Consider the following 17,386-nt stretch of genomic DNA (forward strand, 5'->3'; position numbering starts at 1 on the left):
GACGAGCTAAGAACCCCCACAATCCCAATGGATCAACCCATCCTTGAGCATTAGGTGCAAACCAATAAAGATTATCTCCGCCTAGCAACCCAATCGGATCCTGATTCACAAACCTACCCGAATCAGGCTCATAATACCGCATTAGGTTATAGTGCAACCCCGTTTCTTCATCACAATACTGGTTCTGAAGCCTAAACGGTTGATGTACCAGCGGATAGACACGTTCGTCTTTATTGAGTTTACCCCAAGCTGAATATTCGCCGTACCATAGCAGATTACCAAACTGGTCGGTCATTTCTCTGGGAATACCGATTTGGTCGGTGTGGAAATAGGCTAGGTATTGTTGCTCATCTTTATTATTGTAAAAGACTTGGGCTAGGGGTTCGTAGGAATCTTGGTCGGTATAGACGTAGGTGTAGTTGCCTTTGTAGTTATATTCCTGCAGCAATCTTGAGCCGTCCCAAACAAAATGGGTGCGTTTGGGATGGGTGGATTGTAACGCGCCTTTGTCGGTGCGTTCTTTACTTAAACGCCGTCCGAACGGGTCATAGGCATAAGCCCAAGTTTGGGTTTCTCCGTTGTTCTTTTTGATTTCGGCTAAGACAAGTTGGTTTTCGGTATCGTAGCGGAAGAACTGGTTTTCGCCATTGGGTAGTTGGCGGTAGATAAGGTTGCCGAGGGCATCGTAGGTGTATTCGGTGCCGTTGTATTTTTCGATACGGTTACCGAGGCCGATATTTTGCTCTTTCAGGCCGTCTGAAAGAGTGGAGTTTTTTCAGACGGCTTTGAGGGGTGATGACGTTTGTGTACCTGAAGATATACAGGTTACAACTTGCTGTTAAAGTCATCTACTAATTCCATTAATTCTTCTATATCTATTTTATTTAGATAAGTGGAATTTTGAGGATATAAATCAATTATCAATTGAGCCATCCAAAATTCATCTGTATTATTTATACTGCCTTTTTTAATTATATTTAAGTAAATTTTATAAAAGAAACTATAAAGTATATTTTTTATTTTACTTTTTTCTATTTGTTTTAAATATATACTGTAAGCTTTATTAAGTTCTTCGTTAGTTAATATGCTTTGTAGAATAAATGGTATTTCACATAATCCTTGTAATAGTCCACTTTTTAATTTAGATAGAGGTATATTTTTTTGCTTAAGTATTTGTTTGTATTTAGATAGACTAATCTCCCAGCTATCTTTTAAAGATTCTAATTTAGCTGGATAAATATCATATAATTTACTAATTATGAAGTCATAGGTTTTAATTAAATTATAGATAATTTCTTCATTATTTTTTTCTACCATAATCGTATTCTCGCGGGAGAGTTATCAATTAAGGCTCCAAATTCAGCAGTTGAAGCCCTGTTATAGTAAGGTCCATTAGGATTCCAAGCTGAAACCCCATTAATTTTATTCCTGGCTGTACCGCCGACGCTTTGAGCCCCTCCATAATGATCAATTAATTGTTGCTCTCTGCCGCGGATGGCCTGTGAATTTACAGAATATTTATCTAATACAGGCGGAGAGAAGCCTTCTGCGTTCAGATGTTTTTGTTGTAATCCTCTCCTGCGTACTAACTCATTTGGATCTCCCCTTCCATGTGTTCTACCACAATATACTTGACCTGTAATAGGGTGAGTTCTAGTATAAGTTGCATAATAGAGTGGTTTTTTATGATGTGTATCTCCAGGTATTGATAAAATAACCCCAATAATCCCTGCTTTACCCACAGATTTAGTATTCGAATTAGAAGATAATATCGGATGACTTAATGGGTTTAATACTGCTTCACCTGAGAGTCCCAAAGGGTCTATCCAAGTATTTGCATTAGGCGCAAATTGATAAAAGTTTCCTCCTCCTTTTAACCCAATCGGATCCTGATTCACAAACCGCCCACAATCCGGCTCATAGTAACGTAAAAAGTTATAGTGCAACCCCGTTTCTTCATCATAATACTGGTTCTGAAGTCTAAACGGCTGATGCGCCAGCGGATAGACACGTTCGTCTTTATTGAGTTTACCCCAAGCGGTGTATTCGCCGTACCAGAGCAGATTACCGAACTGGTCGGTCATTTCTCTGGGGATACCGATTTGGTCGTTATGGAAATAGGCTAGGTATTGCTGCTCATCTTTATTGTTAAAGAATACCTGTGCCAAAGGTTCGTAGGAATCTTGATCGGTATAGACGTAGGTGTAATTGCCTTTATAGTTATATTCTTGCAGTAATCTTGAGCCGTCCCAAACAAAATGGGTGCGCTTTGGGTGGGTGGATTGTAACGCGCCTTTGTCGGTGCGCTCTTTGCTTAAGCGTCTGCCGAACGGGTCGTAGGCGTATGCCCAGGTTTGGGTTTCGCCGTTGTTCTTTTTGATTTCGGCTAAGACAAGTTGGTTTTCGGTATCGTAGCGGAAGAACTGGTTTTCACCGTTGGGCAGTTGGCGGTAAATTAAATTACCGAGCGGGTCGTAGGTGTATTCGGTGCCGTTGTATTTTTCGATGCGGTTGCCGAGGCCGATATTATCGCCTTTCAGACGGCCTTTGGTGGTTTGTTCTTTTAGGTCGTCTGAAAGAATATTATTGGCGGGGTCGAAAGCGAAATGCTCTTTACCGGCGGTTTTGATTCTGCCGATTTTGTCATATACATAATCCAATACGCCGCTGCGCTGGTCGGCCGTCTGAATCAGGTTGCCGGCTTTGTCGTAGCGGTAGCTTCTGCGGACGGCGCCGCCGACGAGGGTATTTAGTTTGCTGTTGTTTTGCAGGGTTGGGTTGGCGGTGGCGGTCTGGTGTTTCAGACGGCCCATCGGGTCGTATTGGTAGAGGCTGGTTAATACGCCCTGGGTGCGGCTGATTTCCTGATGCAGCTTATCGCGCTCGATATCGGATACGGTTTCGCCGTCGATATTGATTTGGTGCAGATGGCCGCTGCCGTAGTAAAGATAATTAATGTTTCTGCCGTCGGGCAGGGTGGTTTGAATACGGTTGCCGAGTGGGTCGTAGGCGTAGGCGACGGTGGTGGTCTGGCCGTTGTGGACGGTGGTTTCGTTAATGAGTTGGCCGAGGATGTCGTAGCCGAGTTCGACGCTGCTGTGGGCATTGCGGGCTTTGACGAGTTCGCCGGTAAAGGGGTTGTATTCGAAGCGGGTGCGGCTATGGCCTTCGTCTTTGCCGTTGGGCTGTTTACCGTCGACGCGGCGGCTGGTTTTTTCAATCAGTTGGCCGAGGATATTGCGTTTGAAGTGGTGGATATGCCAAACGTCGGGACGGTCGTTTTGTCCGTCTGAAAGGCCGTATTCGGTTTGGGTGGTGAGTTGTCCGGCGGGGTCGTATTGATAGCCGGTGATTTTGCCGTCCCAACCGGTTTCCTGAATCAGGTTGTCGGTGCGGTCGTAGCCGAGGTGGTAACGGTCGCCGTTTTCATTGGTGAGGGCGGTGAGGCGGCGGGCTTTGTCGTAGCCGTAGCGGAAGCTGTGGCCGAGGGCGTTGGTGCGTTTGAGCGGCAGGCCGTCGGCGGCGAGTTCGTATTCGGTTTTGGCACCGAGTCCGTCGATATGGGCGGTGAGGCGGTTGATACGGTCGTATTCGAAGGTTTCATGGCTGCCGTCGGGGTAGTCGGTGCGGATGTGGTTGCCCGCTGCGTCGTAATGATGGCGGGTGGTGTGGCCGAGTGCATCGGTGGTGCTTTCGAGGTCGCCGGCTTCGGTGTAGGTGAAGCGGGTGGTTTCGCCGGAGCAGTCGGTATAGCGGATAAGCTGGCCGTCCGAATCATATTCGAGGGTTTTGGTTTTGCCTAAGGCATCGGTAATGGTGTCGGGCAGCCATTGGCTGTTGTAGCGGTAGCGGGTGGTGTTGCCGGCGGGGTCGGTAACCTGAATCAGGTTGCCGCGTTGGTCGTAGGCGTATTCGGTGATACGTCCGGCGGGGTCGTTGACGGCTACGGGCAGGTTTAGGGTGTCGTGGTAGTCGATATGGGTGATGCTGCCGTCGGGGGCGGTGATATTGATAACATTGCCGTATTCGTCGTAGCGGTAGCGGGTTTCGCGGCCGATTTCGTCGCGCCGTACGGTAATACGCCCCCAGTCGTCGCGTTCGCTGTCGCTGCGGTGGCCGTCGGCGTCGATATGGTAGATAAGTTCTTGATTGTCGTCGAAGCCGTAGATTTCTTCGCGGCCCAATGCGTCGGTTACGCGGGTGTAGCCGTCGCGGTAGTCAAACGTCCACTGTTCGCCGAGGTTGTTGTTACTGGTTAAGACTTTACCGTCTTTGGCATAACGGTCGTATCGGTATTGCGATACCAAACCGTCGGGCTGGCTGTGTTCGACCATAATATGGTTGCGATAGCCGAAGCCGCGGATGCGTTTGCCGCTACGGTCGTAAACGGCGGTGAGGTCGCCGTAGCCGTCGTATTCATAGCGCACCATTTCGCGCTGATGAAAGCCGACCGAAGTGAGGCGGTTGACATAAAGATTATCGTCGGTACTGACAAATGCATCGGGCTCGGCGGCGGCATCAAAATCTTCATCGCTGTTGTTGAGGCGGATGGATGAGAAGTTTAGCTGCAGCTGTCTGCCGGTGCTGTCGTAAATGCTGTGGGGGAGGCCGTTGTCGCCGTAGCTGAGGCGGATGTGGTGGTTATTGCGGTCGAGTTGGGCGATAAGCGGATAAACGTCATCGTCTTCATCGACGGCGGCAAACCATAAACGGGCACCGCCGTCGGGCGAAGCGATTTGGTAGAGGCCGTCTGAAAGGCGGGAAAAATAGATTTGTTCGTAAGGATCGAAGTAGGCATCTTCCAAACCGTAGGGGTCTTCTTCGGCAGTGGGGGCGGCGGGGTCTTCGTCTTCGAAGTCGGGGCCATCGTCGTCATCGTCGTCGCTAGAATAGGGGGTGGCTTCTTCTTCGTCGTCATCAATATCGGGCAGTGCGATTTCGCGCCCCTGTTCGTCGATATAGAGGAAGCCGTCGCGGGTGCGGAGCAGACGCATGGAAAAAGGCAGCGACCAACCTTGGCCGAGCCAGCCGTTGCCGAGTTGGTCGGAATAATAGCTGCGCGCCCAAATCAGCGGCAGCGGGGCATCGAGAGTGAAATCGGTTTCGGTGTCTTCGGTTAATAATTTAATACCGAGTATGGCATTAACGGGGTTACCGACGACGGCTGCCGCTGCCTTACAGGCAAGACACACGCCCTTACCGGCATTGGCATAACCGCCGTTCACCCCCATACCGCCACCACCGGAAAAGGCTTTAACGGTTTTTTGTGTGGGCGGGGTAGGCCCGGGGGTACCGGGTATCATGGTGGCGAGGGAAATAAGGGTGGAGATGGAATCGGCAGTTTCTGCGGCGGCGGAATCGGGGTCGGCAAGGGAGACGGCGGTAGAGGCAACATCGGCAACCATATCGATAATGTCAATGGGGCCGGCGGCATTGGTTAGGGGTTCGGGCGGGTTGGCAGAACCTTTAGACACCATGGCGGGGGCTGAAGGCTGGGGAACGAGTATGCCGATTGTATTGCCTATTTTTGCCATAAAATTACTCTACTAAAAATGTTATTTAAAATGTTATTTTTAAAATAATGCTTGTAAAATTTTAAAGCCAATTGTAAATTGATTCTAAAATTTTGGGAATAATATTTATTTTAGATTTTTTCTATTGAGAAATATTGAACGGCGAATTAAAATAATTTGATTATTTAAAAATAAATTGATTTCAAATTAATCAAAAGCTATGGTAATATAAAAAATATCCCATAGTAATAATTTTAATTTAATTTTGGTTATATTTACCATACTTGGGATTGCGATTCGATGTCGAGAGAAGAAGTTTATTTTTTTGGTAAATTAAGTAAATCTCGTGATTTTATTGTTTCAAATAATCTTGAGGTTGATGATAAGTTTTTTTTGGATGAATGGTTCGGTCGCTGTGTAGGGCAAAATAAATTAATTCCATTTGCCAAGAAGATATTGGCAGGATCTAAAATTTGGTTATTTGTTATTAAACATTCATCATATGAAAATAATGTTTATATTGGATTGGCCGCATTAAGTTTAGATAAAAGCGGTAGAGAGTATCCTTTTGTATTATTTTGTAAATCAGAATTTCAAAATCAATCAGCATTATTAGAAAAGGTTGAGTTTATTAGTTCAAAAATAGATTTTTTTCAAAATATCTTGAATGATGGTCAATGTGTATTAGAAGATAGCTTCTATAATATTGATGTTGAAAAAGATAAAAAAGATGAGATTGGTTTGAAATTAGTTGGCAATATAGCAAAATATTTATCTGAACGAGATGGCGATATAGATAGTTTTTGGTTGGAAAGTAATGGTGCTCACTTTATAGAGCATCAAGGATCTTTATCTTGTTCTTTATTTAACAAATTATTTGGATCGTAAATTTATTAATGAAAACTTTTGCTTTGTGGGATGAACCGATTTCTGCGGATATGCCGGCAGGGGTTGATATCGAATACGATAGCCGTTTTTTAGAGTTGCAAACAGCAGCGGAAGGAAAAGCAGAACAACAGTATGGAGATACTATTATTCCTGCTGAAGAACCTGATTGGGCTACCGTAGAAAAACTATGCAATCAATTATTGTCGGAATCTAAAGATTTGCGTGTGTTGGCATACTACACACGTGTATTAACCGTTAAATATGGATTAATAGGGTTCTGTGCAGGATGTGAATCAATTAAAAAAAATCTTGAGTTGTATTGGGATTCACTTTATCCCAAATTAGAAGATGAAGATGGTGAATATGATCCGTTTTATCGTGTTAATGCATTAAGTGCTTTTGCAACAACTGATGGTTTAGTTAAGGAAGTATTTCCATCTAAATTATTAGTTAACGGATTAACTCAGCAGCTTGTTACTGTAAAAGAAGCTGTTTCTATTTTGCAAGGTCATGATCCTCAGAATTATCCTGGTGGTAAAGACCGATTAATGCTTGATATTAGAGTAGGTTCCGATACAGGTAAACCTGAATTGGTTGCATTGAAACAAACATTGCAACACTTAAAAGATATTCAAGAAATATTTTCTCAAAAACTGCAAGATGAATATTCCCTTGATTTTGAGGTCATCCAAAAACCATTATCAATTATAGATAAAGCTATGGATTATGAGGATGGCTCGTCTAGCCAACAAGAAAATCTAACATCTGTTGATGACAGTGATAAAAATGCTGAAATATATTCAAGCGAAAAAAGCGCAGTATTTGCAGATTCTGAAGCTTGGCGTCGGTTGAATATTAAAAATAGGCCTGATGTTGATTTGGTGTTGGAAAAAATTTGTGTATATTTTGAAACTTTTGAACCTAGTCATCCGGCACCATTGTTTATACGCAGAGTACAACGGCTAATGAATATGGATTTTTACGATATTATGAAAGATATAAGTCCTGAAAGTATTAATAACTTAGAGGTTTTAATTGGTAAACCCGATGAGGAAGCGGGAACTTCTCAAGATTAAAATAATCAAATTTATATTTAATTATCAAACTTTAAATCATCATTTAACAGGATTACTAAAATGTCACGAAATAAATCATCTGGACAAAAATTTATTGCTCGTAATAGAGCGCCCAGAGTACAGATTGAATATGATGTTGAATTATATGGTTCTGAGAAAAAAATAGAACTTCCATTCGTGATGGGTGTTATGGCTGATCTGGTTGGTAAGCCGATAGAACCTCTTCCAGAGCTTGCGGAACGTAAGTTTCTGGAAATTGATGTGGATAATTTCGATGAGCGGATGAAAGCGCTTAAACCACGTGTGGCATTTAATGTAAAAAATACGCTTACTGGCGAAGGTAATCTTAATGTTGAGCTTGAGTTCGAAAGTATGGATGATTTTTCACCTGCTGCGGTTGCGAAAAAAGTTGGCCCTTTAAATGAGCTTTTAGAAGCAAGGACACAACTGTCTAATTTGTTGTCATATATGGATGGTAAAAGTGGTGCAGAAGAGCTTATTGGAAAAGTTTTGGGTGATAGTGAGCTGTTAAAAAGCCTTGCATCAGCTCCTAAAACATCATCAAAAGATGAGCAATAAGCAGTATTTTTTGGATGAAAATAATAAAGTGAGAGTAAATCATGGCTGAAAAGCAATTAGATATCCAAGGCAGTAGTGCACAAACAGTATTTGAAGCAAATGAGTTTGAACAATTATTGCAAAAAGAATTCAAACCTAAAACAGAAGAAGCTAAAAGTGCTGTAACCAATGCGGTAGCAACATTAGCACAGCAGGCTTTACAGAATGTGGTTACGATATCAGATGATACCTATCAAACAATTGAGGCAATTATTGCTGAACTAGATAGAAAATTATCTGAGCAAATTAATTTGATTTTACACCACGAAGATTTCCAAAAATTAGAAGGTGAATGGAGAGGGTTGCATCATTTGGTAACTAATACAGAAACCGATACTCTCCTTAAAATTAAAGTATTACCTATTTCTAAAAAGGAAGTTGCGCGTAATCTAAAACGTTTTAAAGGCACAGCTTGGGATCAAAGTCCATTATTCAAACGAATTTATGAAGAAGAATATGGACAGTTTGGTGGAGAGCCTTTTGGCTGTTTGGTTGGAGACTATTACTTTGATCACTCCGCTCCAGATGTTGAAATGTTAAATAGCTTAGAAAAAATTGCGGCAGCTGCGCACTGTCCTTTTATTGCGGGAGCATCGCCAAAACTTATGCAGATGGAGTCGTGGCAGGAGCTGGCTAATCCACGAGATTTAAGTAAAATTTTCCAAAATGCAGAATATGCACCATGGCGTAGTTTGCGTGATTCTGAAGATTCTCGTTATATTGGTTTGGCACTGCCTCGCTTCTTATCCCGTTTGCCCTATGGTGTGAATACAAACCCAGTTGATGAATTTGATTTTGAGGAAGAAACTGAGGGCGCTGATCATAATAAATATACTTGGGCTAATGCTGCTTATGCAATGGCCGTTAATATTAACCGATCTTTCAAATATTATGGATGGTGTACTTCTATCCGTGGTGTAGAGTCCGGTGGGATAGTTGAGAACTTACCTTGCCATACATTCCCAACGGATGATGGTGGTGTGGATATGAAATGCCCAACTGAAATCGCTATTAGCGATCGTCGTGAAGCAGAATTGGCTTCTTTGGGATTTATGCCTTTAATCCATCGTAAGAATACTGATTTGGCTGCATTTATTGGAGCTCAATCATTACATAAACCAGCAGAGTACTACGATCCTGATGCAACTGCTAATGCACGCTTATCTGCTCGGTTGCCTTATCTGTTTGCATGTTGTCGTTTTGCACATTATTTAAAATGTATTGTGCGTGATAAGGTAGGTTCCTTCCGTGAAAGAGAGGATATGGAGCGTTGGTTAAATGAGTGGATTATGAATTATGTGGATGGCGATCCTATTAACTCTACTCAAGAGACAAAAGCACGTAAACCATTAGCTGCCGCTGAAGTTGTAGTGGAAGAAGTTGAAGATAATCCGGGATATTACACATCCAAATTCTTTTTGCGTCCACATTATCAACTTGAGGGGTTGACCGTTTCTTTACGCTTAGTTTCCAAACTGCCTTCGGCTAAACAAGAGTAGTCGGGTTTGGTTTTTTATCGGGTGAGTACACCCATTATTGTAAATGGCTTATTTTCTTAACAAGGAGTGTTAAATATGGCTATTGATATGTTTATGAAGGTTGAAGGTGTAAATGGCGAATCAAAAGATGCCAATCACAAAGACTGGACAAATATTGAAAGTTTTGATTGGGGAGCCGAGCAGCCTGGCTCTATGACAAGCGGCGGTGGCGGCGGTGCCGGTAAAGTAAATTTTAATGATCTATCTGTTGTGGCTGCTATTGATAAAGCTGCACCAACTATTTTGAAAAATTGTGCGACTGGTCAACATTTAAGTAAAGTGGAAATTTCAGTATGTAAAGCCGGTGGCGAGCAAATTGAATACTCTCGAACAACTTTAGAAGATGTTTTGGTGACTGGTGTGAAATTTATTGGCGTGCAAGGTAGTGATGCATTAAAAATGCAATATTCATTCCAAGCTGCTAAAGTGAAGAACCAATATTGGGAACAAACCGATAAAGGTTCTAAAGGTGCAGAAGTTCAAATGGCATTCAACATTAAAGAAAACAAATCAGCATAACAATATTTGTTTGAATTGTGTTGGAAAGCCTGACTTGAAATATTTTCAGTCAGGCTTTTGTCTGAAAATATTAGTATATTGAATTATTGTTTTGTCATAAATTAATTATTAAATGTGGAGAGAAGTTGAATATGGATTTGAAAACTAAATTATCCGATATGATTGAGTTGGTCCGCTCTAATCCCGATAATCCACAACAACGCTTAATAGTGATTCAATATCTATGTATATGTGCTCAATGGGAACAAGCGTTAAAGCATATCAAACAATTTCAGAAACTTTTTCCCAACGTTGAAAAGTCATTGATTTTGTTTTTGATTGAAAATATTGAAGCTGAAATGCGGCGAGAATCAACCTTAACTGCTAAACAAAAACCCAAGACATTTGAGCAGCATGCAAGTAAATTAGAGGTTTTACAAAAACAACTATCGCTAGTAGCACATGCTTCAGAGAAAGAAAGTAATTTATTATTGCAAACATATACTGAGTTAGTTGATTTAGTGCCTGAAATACCAATTAGTATTACTTACTTACTTCCTAATAAATCAGTTGAAACAACATCCGGTAAGTGGGTTATTGATGGAGATGTTCGTACTTCTTTTGTTTGTGAGTTTTTTCTGAACGGGCAGTATTATTGGCAACCTTGGGATTCAATTAATAGTATTGCTTTTATAGCACCTAATTCATTGTTAGATATTATTTGGAGGCCGTCTGAAATTACGTTTAAAGATGGGAAGTCCATTCAATGTATTACTCCTGCCCGTTATGTAGTATTACAGGACTTAATAACAAAATGGTCAGATGCATTACTACAATGTTCAAAAACTGATTGGATGGGCGTTGCAGAGGATTTATTTATCGGTTTTGGACAAAAAATGTTATATACCGATAAGGAAGATTTTGGTTTATTAGATATTCGGTTAATTAAGTTTGGGTATTCAAATTAATACTTGGAATAGATGATAATAGTTTATTATGCCAAAATTTAGAAATCAATTATTACCTTCTTTGTTTGATAGATTAACTGATGAAGAGCCTCGTCGAAAAAAAGAGTTGCACCTTAATCAGGGCATAAGTATTGAACAGTATAGACAGAATGTGCTTAGAGATATTCTTCATTTATTCAATACTTGTAATTTTCAGGCAGGTAATTTGGAGGTTGATTTAACCAGTAATGTAAAGGCATCTACTTTAAATTATGGGATACCTCCACTTTCTGGTATTAATTTTTCAGATGTTAAATGGCAAGATGTTGAGCAATCTATTAAACAGGCAATTATTGATTTTGAGCCGAGACTTGATGAGAATACACTTCAGGTGGTGGCTATTACTGATCATGATGATGATACATTACATAATAAATTAATTATAGAAATAAAAGGATATTTAAAATTAAACCCATATCCTAAAGAATTTTTACTTCGCACTAGTATGGACATAGAGACAGGATCGTTTAATTTATTAGATATTGGGGATAAACGTGAATAACAAATTATTGTCTTATTATAATAAAGAGTTGATTTTTTTAAAGGAAATGGGAAAAGAGTTTGCACAGCAATATCCTAAAGTTGCTGCCAGACTAGCCTTAAATACTGCTGATATACCTGATCCATATGTTGAACGTCTTTTAGAAGGCGTTAGTTTTCTGACTGCAAGAACACAACTTAAACTTGATGCAGAATATCCTAGATTTGTTCAGCGTATTCTAGAGGTTATATACCCTGATTTTCTTAATCAAAAACCAGCAGCTGCTATTGTTAATTTGGAGCATTCAAATCAACATAATGCAGATGTAATTAATATTTTAGAGCGTGGTAAAGTATTAAGATCGTTACCTATTGATGAATATAATGCAAGCTGCCCATTTTCTGTAACGAAAAAAACAGAAATTTTACCTTTATGCCTAGAAAAGGCTAAGTATACAGATTCTTTGGGTTATTTACCAAAATCTTCTTCTATTTCACAAAGAGGCGCTCATAAAATTCAGTCTGCATTACGTTTGGATTTCTCTTTAAAAGTACCTGGTGCTTGTTCTGATATGCTACCTGAAGAGTTATCTTTATATTTAGGCTCTGAACTTTCTAAGTCCTCAGCACTTCTATTTCTTATGGCTTCGGAGTGTGTAGATGTAGTTTGCCATAGTTATGAAAATCCCAAGAATTGGTACTATTCTTTACCATATAAGCCGGAGCATAGAGGATTTAATGAAGATGAGGCTTTATCTTTTAATTTAGATAAATCAGTTAGTGCATTTAGAATAATTCAAGAATATGCCCAACTACCAGAAAAGTTTGTATTTATTTCTCAAAAAGGTATAAAACAAACTATAAAAAAGGCAGAACAAGATGGTCATCTACCATTAATTCCTGAACAATTGGAGCAAGTTGTTAATGACAAGGGAATTAATAAAAAAGTAATTGCATATCATAAGCGTTATTTTAGTATTTCTTTTCTTTTCTCTCATAAAATTCCTGAGTTGATGGATTTAGTGAATGTAAATGACTTTGCAATTAATGCTGTGCCTGTTGTGAATTTATTTAGAAAAAAAAGTGCCCGATTTCCTATAAATATTCAAGATAGAGAGCATCATATTGTGGTTGATCGTACTCAACCATTAAATTATGAAGTTTATTCGGTTGAGAAAGTTACAGGGTTTGATATTAATAACCGTGAAACTATAACTTTTTCTCCAATGTATAAAGCGCCAGATATAGGCTTATTTCCTGAGTCTAAAATAAATAATGCTTATTTTTCAGCACGAAGAGTAGATAGAACACCTTCTTCAAATACATTGAAAAATGGGTTTAGATCTTCATACCTGGGAAGTGAGGTATTTCTCTCATTGGCTGATAATGAAAATTATCTGTTTAATTCAAATATTCAACACTTATCGGTAGATATTTGGTGTACGAGTCGAGACTTACCTTTATTAATGCCTAGAGATGGAGAGTCTGATTTTTTAATGGAGGGTTCATTACCTGTTAAGTCTATTAAGCTAATTTCAAAACTAACCAGACCGGATGAAGCTATAAGTGAAGATACATCCTTATGGAAGTTTTTAAACCAGTTAAGCCTGAATTATTTTTCATTAATTCATAAAGATAAGAATGATGCACCTATTATATTAAAAGAATTATTAATGGTTTTTGTTAATAAAAAAAATGACTTATTAAAGAAGCAAATAGAGTCTATTGTATATGTTGAAACTAAGGCTATTAATAAATTAGTACGATATCATGGTACTGCAGCGCCTGTGCGAGGAATAGAAATCATATTGACTCTTGATGAAGTTTCATTGGGAGGTATGCATCCTTTCTTATTTGGATCTATTTTAAATAATTATTTTAAACGATTAGTATCAATAAATTCATTTATACAATTACAAATTCATACACTTCAACAAGGACATATTGCAACTTGGCCTACTGCAATTGGTGAAAGAGTAATTATATGAGTCAGCTAATTATAGAAACGGATTTTCAAGAAGAATCTGATAACTTTTGGGATAAAAAATTAATAAGTTTTTTAAACAAAGTTTCTTCTCAGCCTTATAAATACGATTATTTTTCTTTGTTACGCCAACTTGAATCTATAAAGTTTATATCAAACGAAAAAATTTTAGGAAAGGCTACACATCCTCAGCAAGAGAGAATTAGAGTAAAACAAGAACCATCACTGATTTTTTCGCCTAGAAATATCCAGTCAGTTACGTTATCGCCACGATATATCGAAATATCAATTAACGGTTTTGGATTGTTTGGTCCATCGGGCCCATTACCTTTATATATTACAGAATATGCTTATGAGCGTAAGCATCAATATGGAGATAACACTTGGGTTGGATTCATTAATATTTTTCAGCATCGTTTGGCAATATTATTTTATAGAGCATGGGCTAATGCACAAAGTATTAATTCATTAGATAAAAATAAAAGAGATTATTTTGGAAGATATATCTCTTGCTTTAATGGATTAGATTCTTCAATAGCCGAAAATACAGGTTTTGTACATGAGTTTTCTAAACGTTATTTTGCTGGGTTATTATTAAAACAAAGTAGATCAGCAGCAAATTTACAGCAATTACTAAATCGTTATTTTAAAGTTCCTGTTGCAATAGAAACCAATATTGGCCGTTGGGTGAATGTAGAAGAAGAGAAAACAAAAATTGGCTCTACAATAAAATATAAATTAGGAGAAGGTTTGTTATTAGGTGATAAACTTTATGATGTTCAAAGTAAATTTCGTATTATTATTGGGCCAATAACATTAGATGGATATAAATCTTTTTTTAAAAATGGATTTAATACACAAAGAATAAAAGAATGGATTTATTTATTTGTTGCCGAAGAATATGAGTTAGAGATACAGCCGATTCTTATGCAACAAGAGGTTCCTAAATTAAATTTAGGTAATACAAATCAGCTTGGCTTATCAATGTGGTTAGGTAATGTTTCTCAAGATGCTAAGGATTTAATAGTCAGCTTTTAGTTTGGATTATAATCATTTAAATTTAAAGTTTAACAATAAAATAAATTTTAATTATTGTTAAGGTTGTATGAATTAAGGAAATTTTATGTCAGATATTAGCCGCAGTGTATTATTTGGTAAATTAAATACTACTTTATATAAAACATTAGAAAATGCTTATACTTTTTGCCGGTTACGTGAAAATAGTTATGTCGAATTAATACATTGGTTACATGCTTTACTGCAAACAGAGCAAACAGATATTTTTTGTATATTTAAATATTTTAACCTTGACGAAGCTAAGGTGCGAAAAGATGTCTTGGCTGCTATTGAAAAATTACCTAGTGGGGCAACTGCTATCGTTGATTTTTCTGAACATATTCAGATAGCTGTTGAGCAATCTTGGACTTATAGTTCATTAAAATTTGGTAATGATAAAATTCGAACTGCACATCTTTTATACTCAATTTTTAAAAATAAAAATTTACAAAGTATTTTTTCTAAAATTTCTTTAGAATTTCTAAAAATTAAAGCCGAGAGCTTAGCAGATGAAATAATGGTTATTACAGCTAATTCTAAAGAAAATTTAGATGTAACTCAAAATTCATTATCTAATACATCTATTAGTAGTTCTACTAGTTCAGAAAGTGCATTGGCTAAATATGGTAGTAATTTAACTGAAAAAGCTAAAAATGGTGAGATTGATCCATTAGTCGGTAGAGATATTGAAATTAGGCAGATTATTGATATTCTTATGAGACGCCGTCAAAATAATCCTATTTTAACAGGTGAAGCGGGCGTTGGGAAAACTGCAGTTGTTGAAGCATTGGCTTTACGTTTGGCAAAAGGTGAGATACCTCCAGGGCTAGAAGGTATTCAGTTAATATTATTGGATATTGGATTATTGAAGGCGGGAGCAAGTGTAAGTGGGGAGTTTGAATCAAGATTAAGAGCTGTAATGGATGAGGTTGAGTCTAGTCCAATTCCTATTGTTTTATTTATTGATGAAATTCATACCTTAATAGGTGCTGGTGGAGCAGCAGGAACAGGAGACGCAGCCAATTTGCTTAAACCTGCTTTAGCTCGTGGTAAAGTACGTACAATTGGTGCAACCACATGGGCGGAATATAAAAAATACTTTGAAAAAGATCCGGCCTTAACAAGACGGTTTCAAGTTGTTCAAGTAAATGAACCTTCTGAAGATAAAGCCGTCTCTATGCTTAGGGCTTTAAATTCATCGTTAGAAAAACATCATAATGTAATTATTCTCGATGAAGCTATTCAAGCAGCAGTAAAATTATCCCACCGTTATATTCCAGCGCGGCAATTACCAGATAAAGCCGTTGGTTTAATTGATACAGCTTGTGCGCGTGTAGCAGTAAGTCAGCATGCTATTCCTAGTAATATTGAATATCTGCAAAAAAAATTAGAAGCATTAAAGCTGGAGGAAGTTAATTTAAATCGAGATAAAAAGCTTAATTTTCAAACAGAGGAAAGAGTTATTAAGATTCAACAAGAGTTGATTGGTGTTGAAAAACAATTAAAAAGCTTGGAAGAAAGATGGCAGATAGAAAAAGATTTGGTTGCTGAATTGTTGCTTGTTAGAGAAAAAATTATAAATGATGAATCATCTGCTGATGGAGAGAAAATTGAGCAATTATTTAATCAACAACAGCAATTAGTTGATAAGCTCAAAGAGCTTCAAGGTGTTCATCCTCTGGTTATACCTTTAGTGGATAGTCGTACCATTGCGGATGTCGTTGCTGATTGGACTGGTATACCAGTGGGTAAAATGATGAAAGATGAAGTGGAGGCTGTTTTACAACTTGCTGATACTTTAAATAAACGTATTATTGGCCAGCGCCATGGATTAGAAGCTATTGCACAGCGTGTACAAACATCACGTGCTAATTTAGATAATCCCAATAAGCCTATTGGTGTGTTTATGTTAGCAGGGCCGTCTGGGGTTGGGAAAACTGAAACAGCATTAGCTTTAGCCGATACATTATACGGTGGTGAACATAATGTAATTACTATAAATATGAGTGAATATCAAGAAGCTCATACTGTATCTACTTTGAAAGGTGCGCCTCCAGGTTATGTTGGCTATGGAGAAGGGGGGGTGTTAACTGAAGCAGTACGACGTAAGCCATACAGTGTTGTTTTGCTTGATGAAGTAGAAAAAGCACATCCTGATGTACATGAAATTTTTTTCCAAGTGTTTGATAAAGGGTGGATGGAAGATGGAGAGGGGCGCTATATTGATTTCAAAAATACTATCATAATTCTCACTACTAATATTGGTACTGATTTAATTATGGATATGTGTAATGATCCTGATATGTTGCCTACCCCTGAAGGTCTTGCAAAAGCTTTACGAACACCTATGCTGAAAGCTTTTCCTGCAGCATTACTTGGTCGTATGCAAGTTATTCCTTATTATCCTCTTTCGGATGATATGTTATCAAAAATTGTTGAGTTACAGCTTAATCGTATTGTAGAGCGTATTAAGTCTAATCATAATATTGATCTTACCTATACTGAAGAGGTATTAAAATTAATTACTTCTCGTTGTACAGAAATTGAATCTGGAGGCCGTATGATTGATGCTATTTTAACCAATACTGTTTTGCCTCAGATTAGTCGTGAGCTATTGAACTATACAACTATGGGTAAACAGATAGCATCTATCAATATAGATGTAATAAAAAATGATTTTACTTATAATTATAATTTTAGGTAATTTGAAGTTATTTGTATAATAAAC

12 protein-coding genes and 1 pseudogene are annotated in these 17,386 nt (G+C 38.4%); 10 read left to right on the forward strand and 3 right to left on the reverse strand.

Annotation, left to right across the window (positions count from 1 at the left end):
• Nucleotides 1–19: 19 nt before the first annotated feature.
• The 3 genes and pseudogenes from D0T92_RS06055 to D0T92_RS06065 form a co-directional block, all read right to left on the reverse strand.
• Nucleotides 20–751: pseudogene (locus D0T92_RS06055) on the reverse strand (RHS repeat-associated core domain-containing protein); the annotation flags it as partial.
• A 74-nt stretch (nt 752–825) separates the two neighbouring features.
• Entirely contained in the window at nt 826–1,317 is a 492-nt protein-coding gene (locus D0T92_RS06060) for a hypothetical protein (protein ID WP_151051169.1), read from the reverse strand.
• Nucleotides 1,311–5,534 (reverse strand): RHS repeat-associated core domain-containing protein, encoded by a 4,224-nt coding sequence (locus D0T92_RS06065; protein WP_151051171.1) that lies wholly within the window; start codon nt 5,532–5,534, stop codon nt 1,311–1,313. Before D0T92_RS06065 ends, D0T92_RS06060 begins: the two co-directional genes overlap by 7 nt.
• A gap of 279 nt (nt 5,535–5,813) precedes the next feature.
• Between D0T92_RS06065 and tagF the strand changes: the two genes are divergently transcribed.
• The 10 genes from tagF (at nt 5,814) to tssH (ending at nt 17,362) form a co-directional block, all read left to right on the forward strand.
• On the forward strand, nt 5,814–6,401 hold the full coding sequence (tagF, locus tag D0T92_RS06070; protein ID WP_151051173.1) for a type VI secretion system-associated protein TagF: 588 nt from the start codon (nt 5,814–5,816) through the stop codon (nt 6,399–6,401).
• 8 nt (nt 6,402–6,409) lie between these two features.
• Nucleotides 6,410–7,477: a type VI secretion system protein TssA gene (gene tssA / locus D0T92_RS06075; protein WP_151051175.1), complete on the forward strand. Its 1,068-nt coding sequence runs from the start codon at nt 6,410–6,412 to the stop codon at nt 7,475–7,477.
• Between the two features lie 60 nt (nt 7,478–7,537).
• Nucleotides 7,538–8,056, forward strand: coding sequence for a type VI secretion system contractile sheath small subunit (gene tssB / locus D0T92_RS06080; RefSeq protein WP_151051177.1), 519 nt, complete (start codon nt 7,538–7,540; stop codon nt 8,054–8,056).
• Between the two features lie 41 nt (nt 8,057–8,097).
• Nucleotides 8,098–9,594 carry a type VI secretion system contractile sheath large subunit gene (gene tssC, locus D0T92_RS06085; RefSeq protein WP_151051179.1) on the forward strand — a complete coding sequence of 499 codons (1,497 nt, stop codon included), beginning with the start codon at nt 8,098–8,100 and terminating at the stop codon, nt 9,592–9,594.
• Nucleotides 9,595–9,669: 75 nt separating this feature from the next.
• Nucleotides 9,670–10,152, forward strand: a complete 483-nt coding sequence (locus D0T92_RS06090) for an Hcp family type VI secretion system effector (protein ID WP_151051181.1) — start codon at nt 9,670–9,672, stop codon at nt 10,150–10,152.
• Nucleotides 10,153–10,283: 131 nt separating this feature from the next.
• Nucleotides 10,284–11,099: a type VI secretion system accessory protein TagJ gene (locus D0T92_RS06095; RefSeq protein WP_151051183.1), complete on the forward strand. Its 816-nt coding sequence runs from the start codon at nt 10,284–10,286 to the stop codon at nt 11,097–11,099.
• 28 nt (nt 11,100–11,127) lie between these two features.
• Entirely contained in the window at nt 11,128–11,640 is a 513-nt protein-coding gene (gene tssE / locus D0T92_RS06100) for a type VI secretion system baseplate subunit TssE (RefSeq protein ID WP_151051185.1), read from the forward strand.
• Entirely contained in the window at nt 11,633–13,606 is a 1,974-nt protein-coding gene (gene tssF, locus D0T92_RS06105; RefSeq protein WP_151051187.1) for a type VI secretion system baseplate subunit TssF, read from the forward strand. The genes tssE and tssF overlap by 8 nt, the downstream gene beginning before the upstream one ends.
• Complete coding sequence (tssG, locus tag D0T92_RS06110; RefSeq protein ID WP_151051189.1) at nt 13,603–14,640, forward strand: type VI secretion system baseplate subunit TssG; 1,038 nt, start codon at nt 13,603–13,605, stop codon at nt 14,638–14,640. The genes tssF and tssG overlap by 4 nt, the downstream gene beginning before the upstream one ends.
• 85 nt (nt 14,641–14,725) lie before the next feature.
• Complete coding sequence (tssH, locus tag D0T92_RS06115) at nt 14,726–17,362, forward strand: type VI secretion system ATPase TssH (protein WP_151051191.1); 2,637 nt, start codon at nt 14,726–14,728, stop codon at nt 17,360–17,362.
• Nucleotides 17,363–17,386: the final 24 nt, after the last annotated feature.

It is taken from the genome of Neisseria zalophi (assembly GCF_008807015.1).
GTDB lineage: Bacteria > Pseudomonadota > Gammaproteobacteria > Burkholderiales > Neisseriaceae > Neisseria > Neisseria zalophi.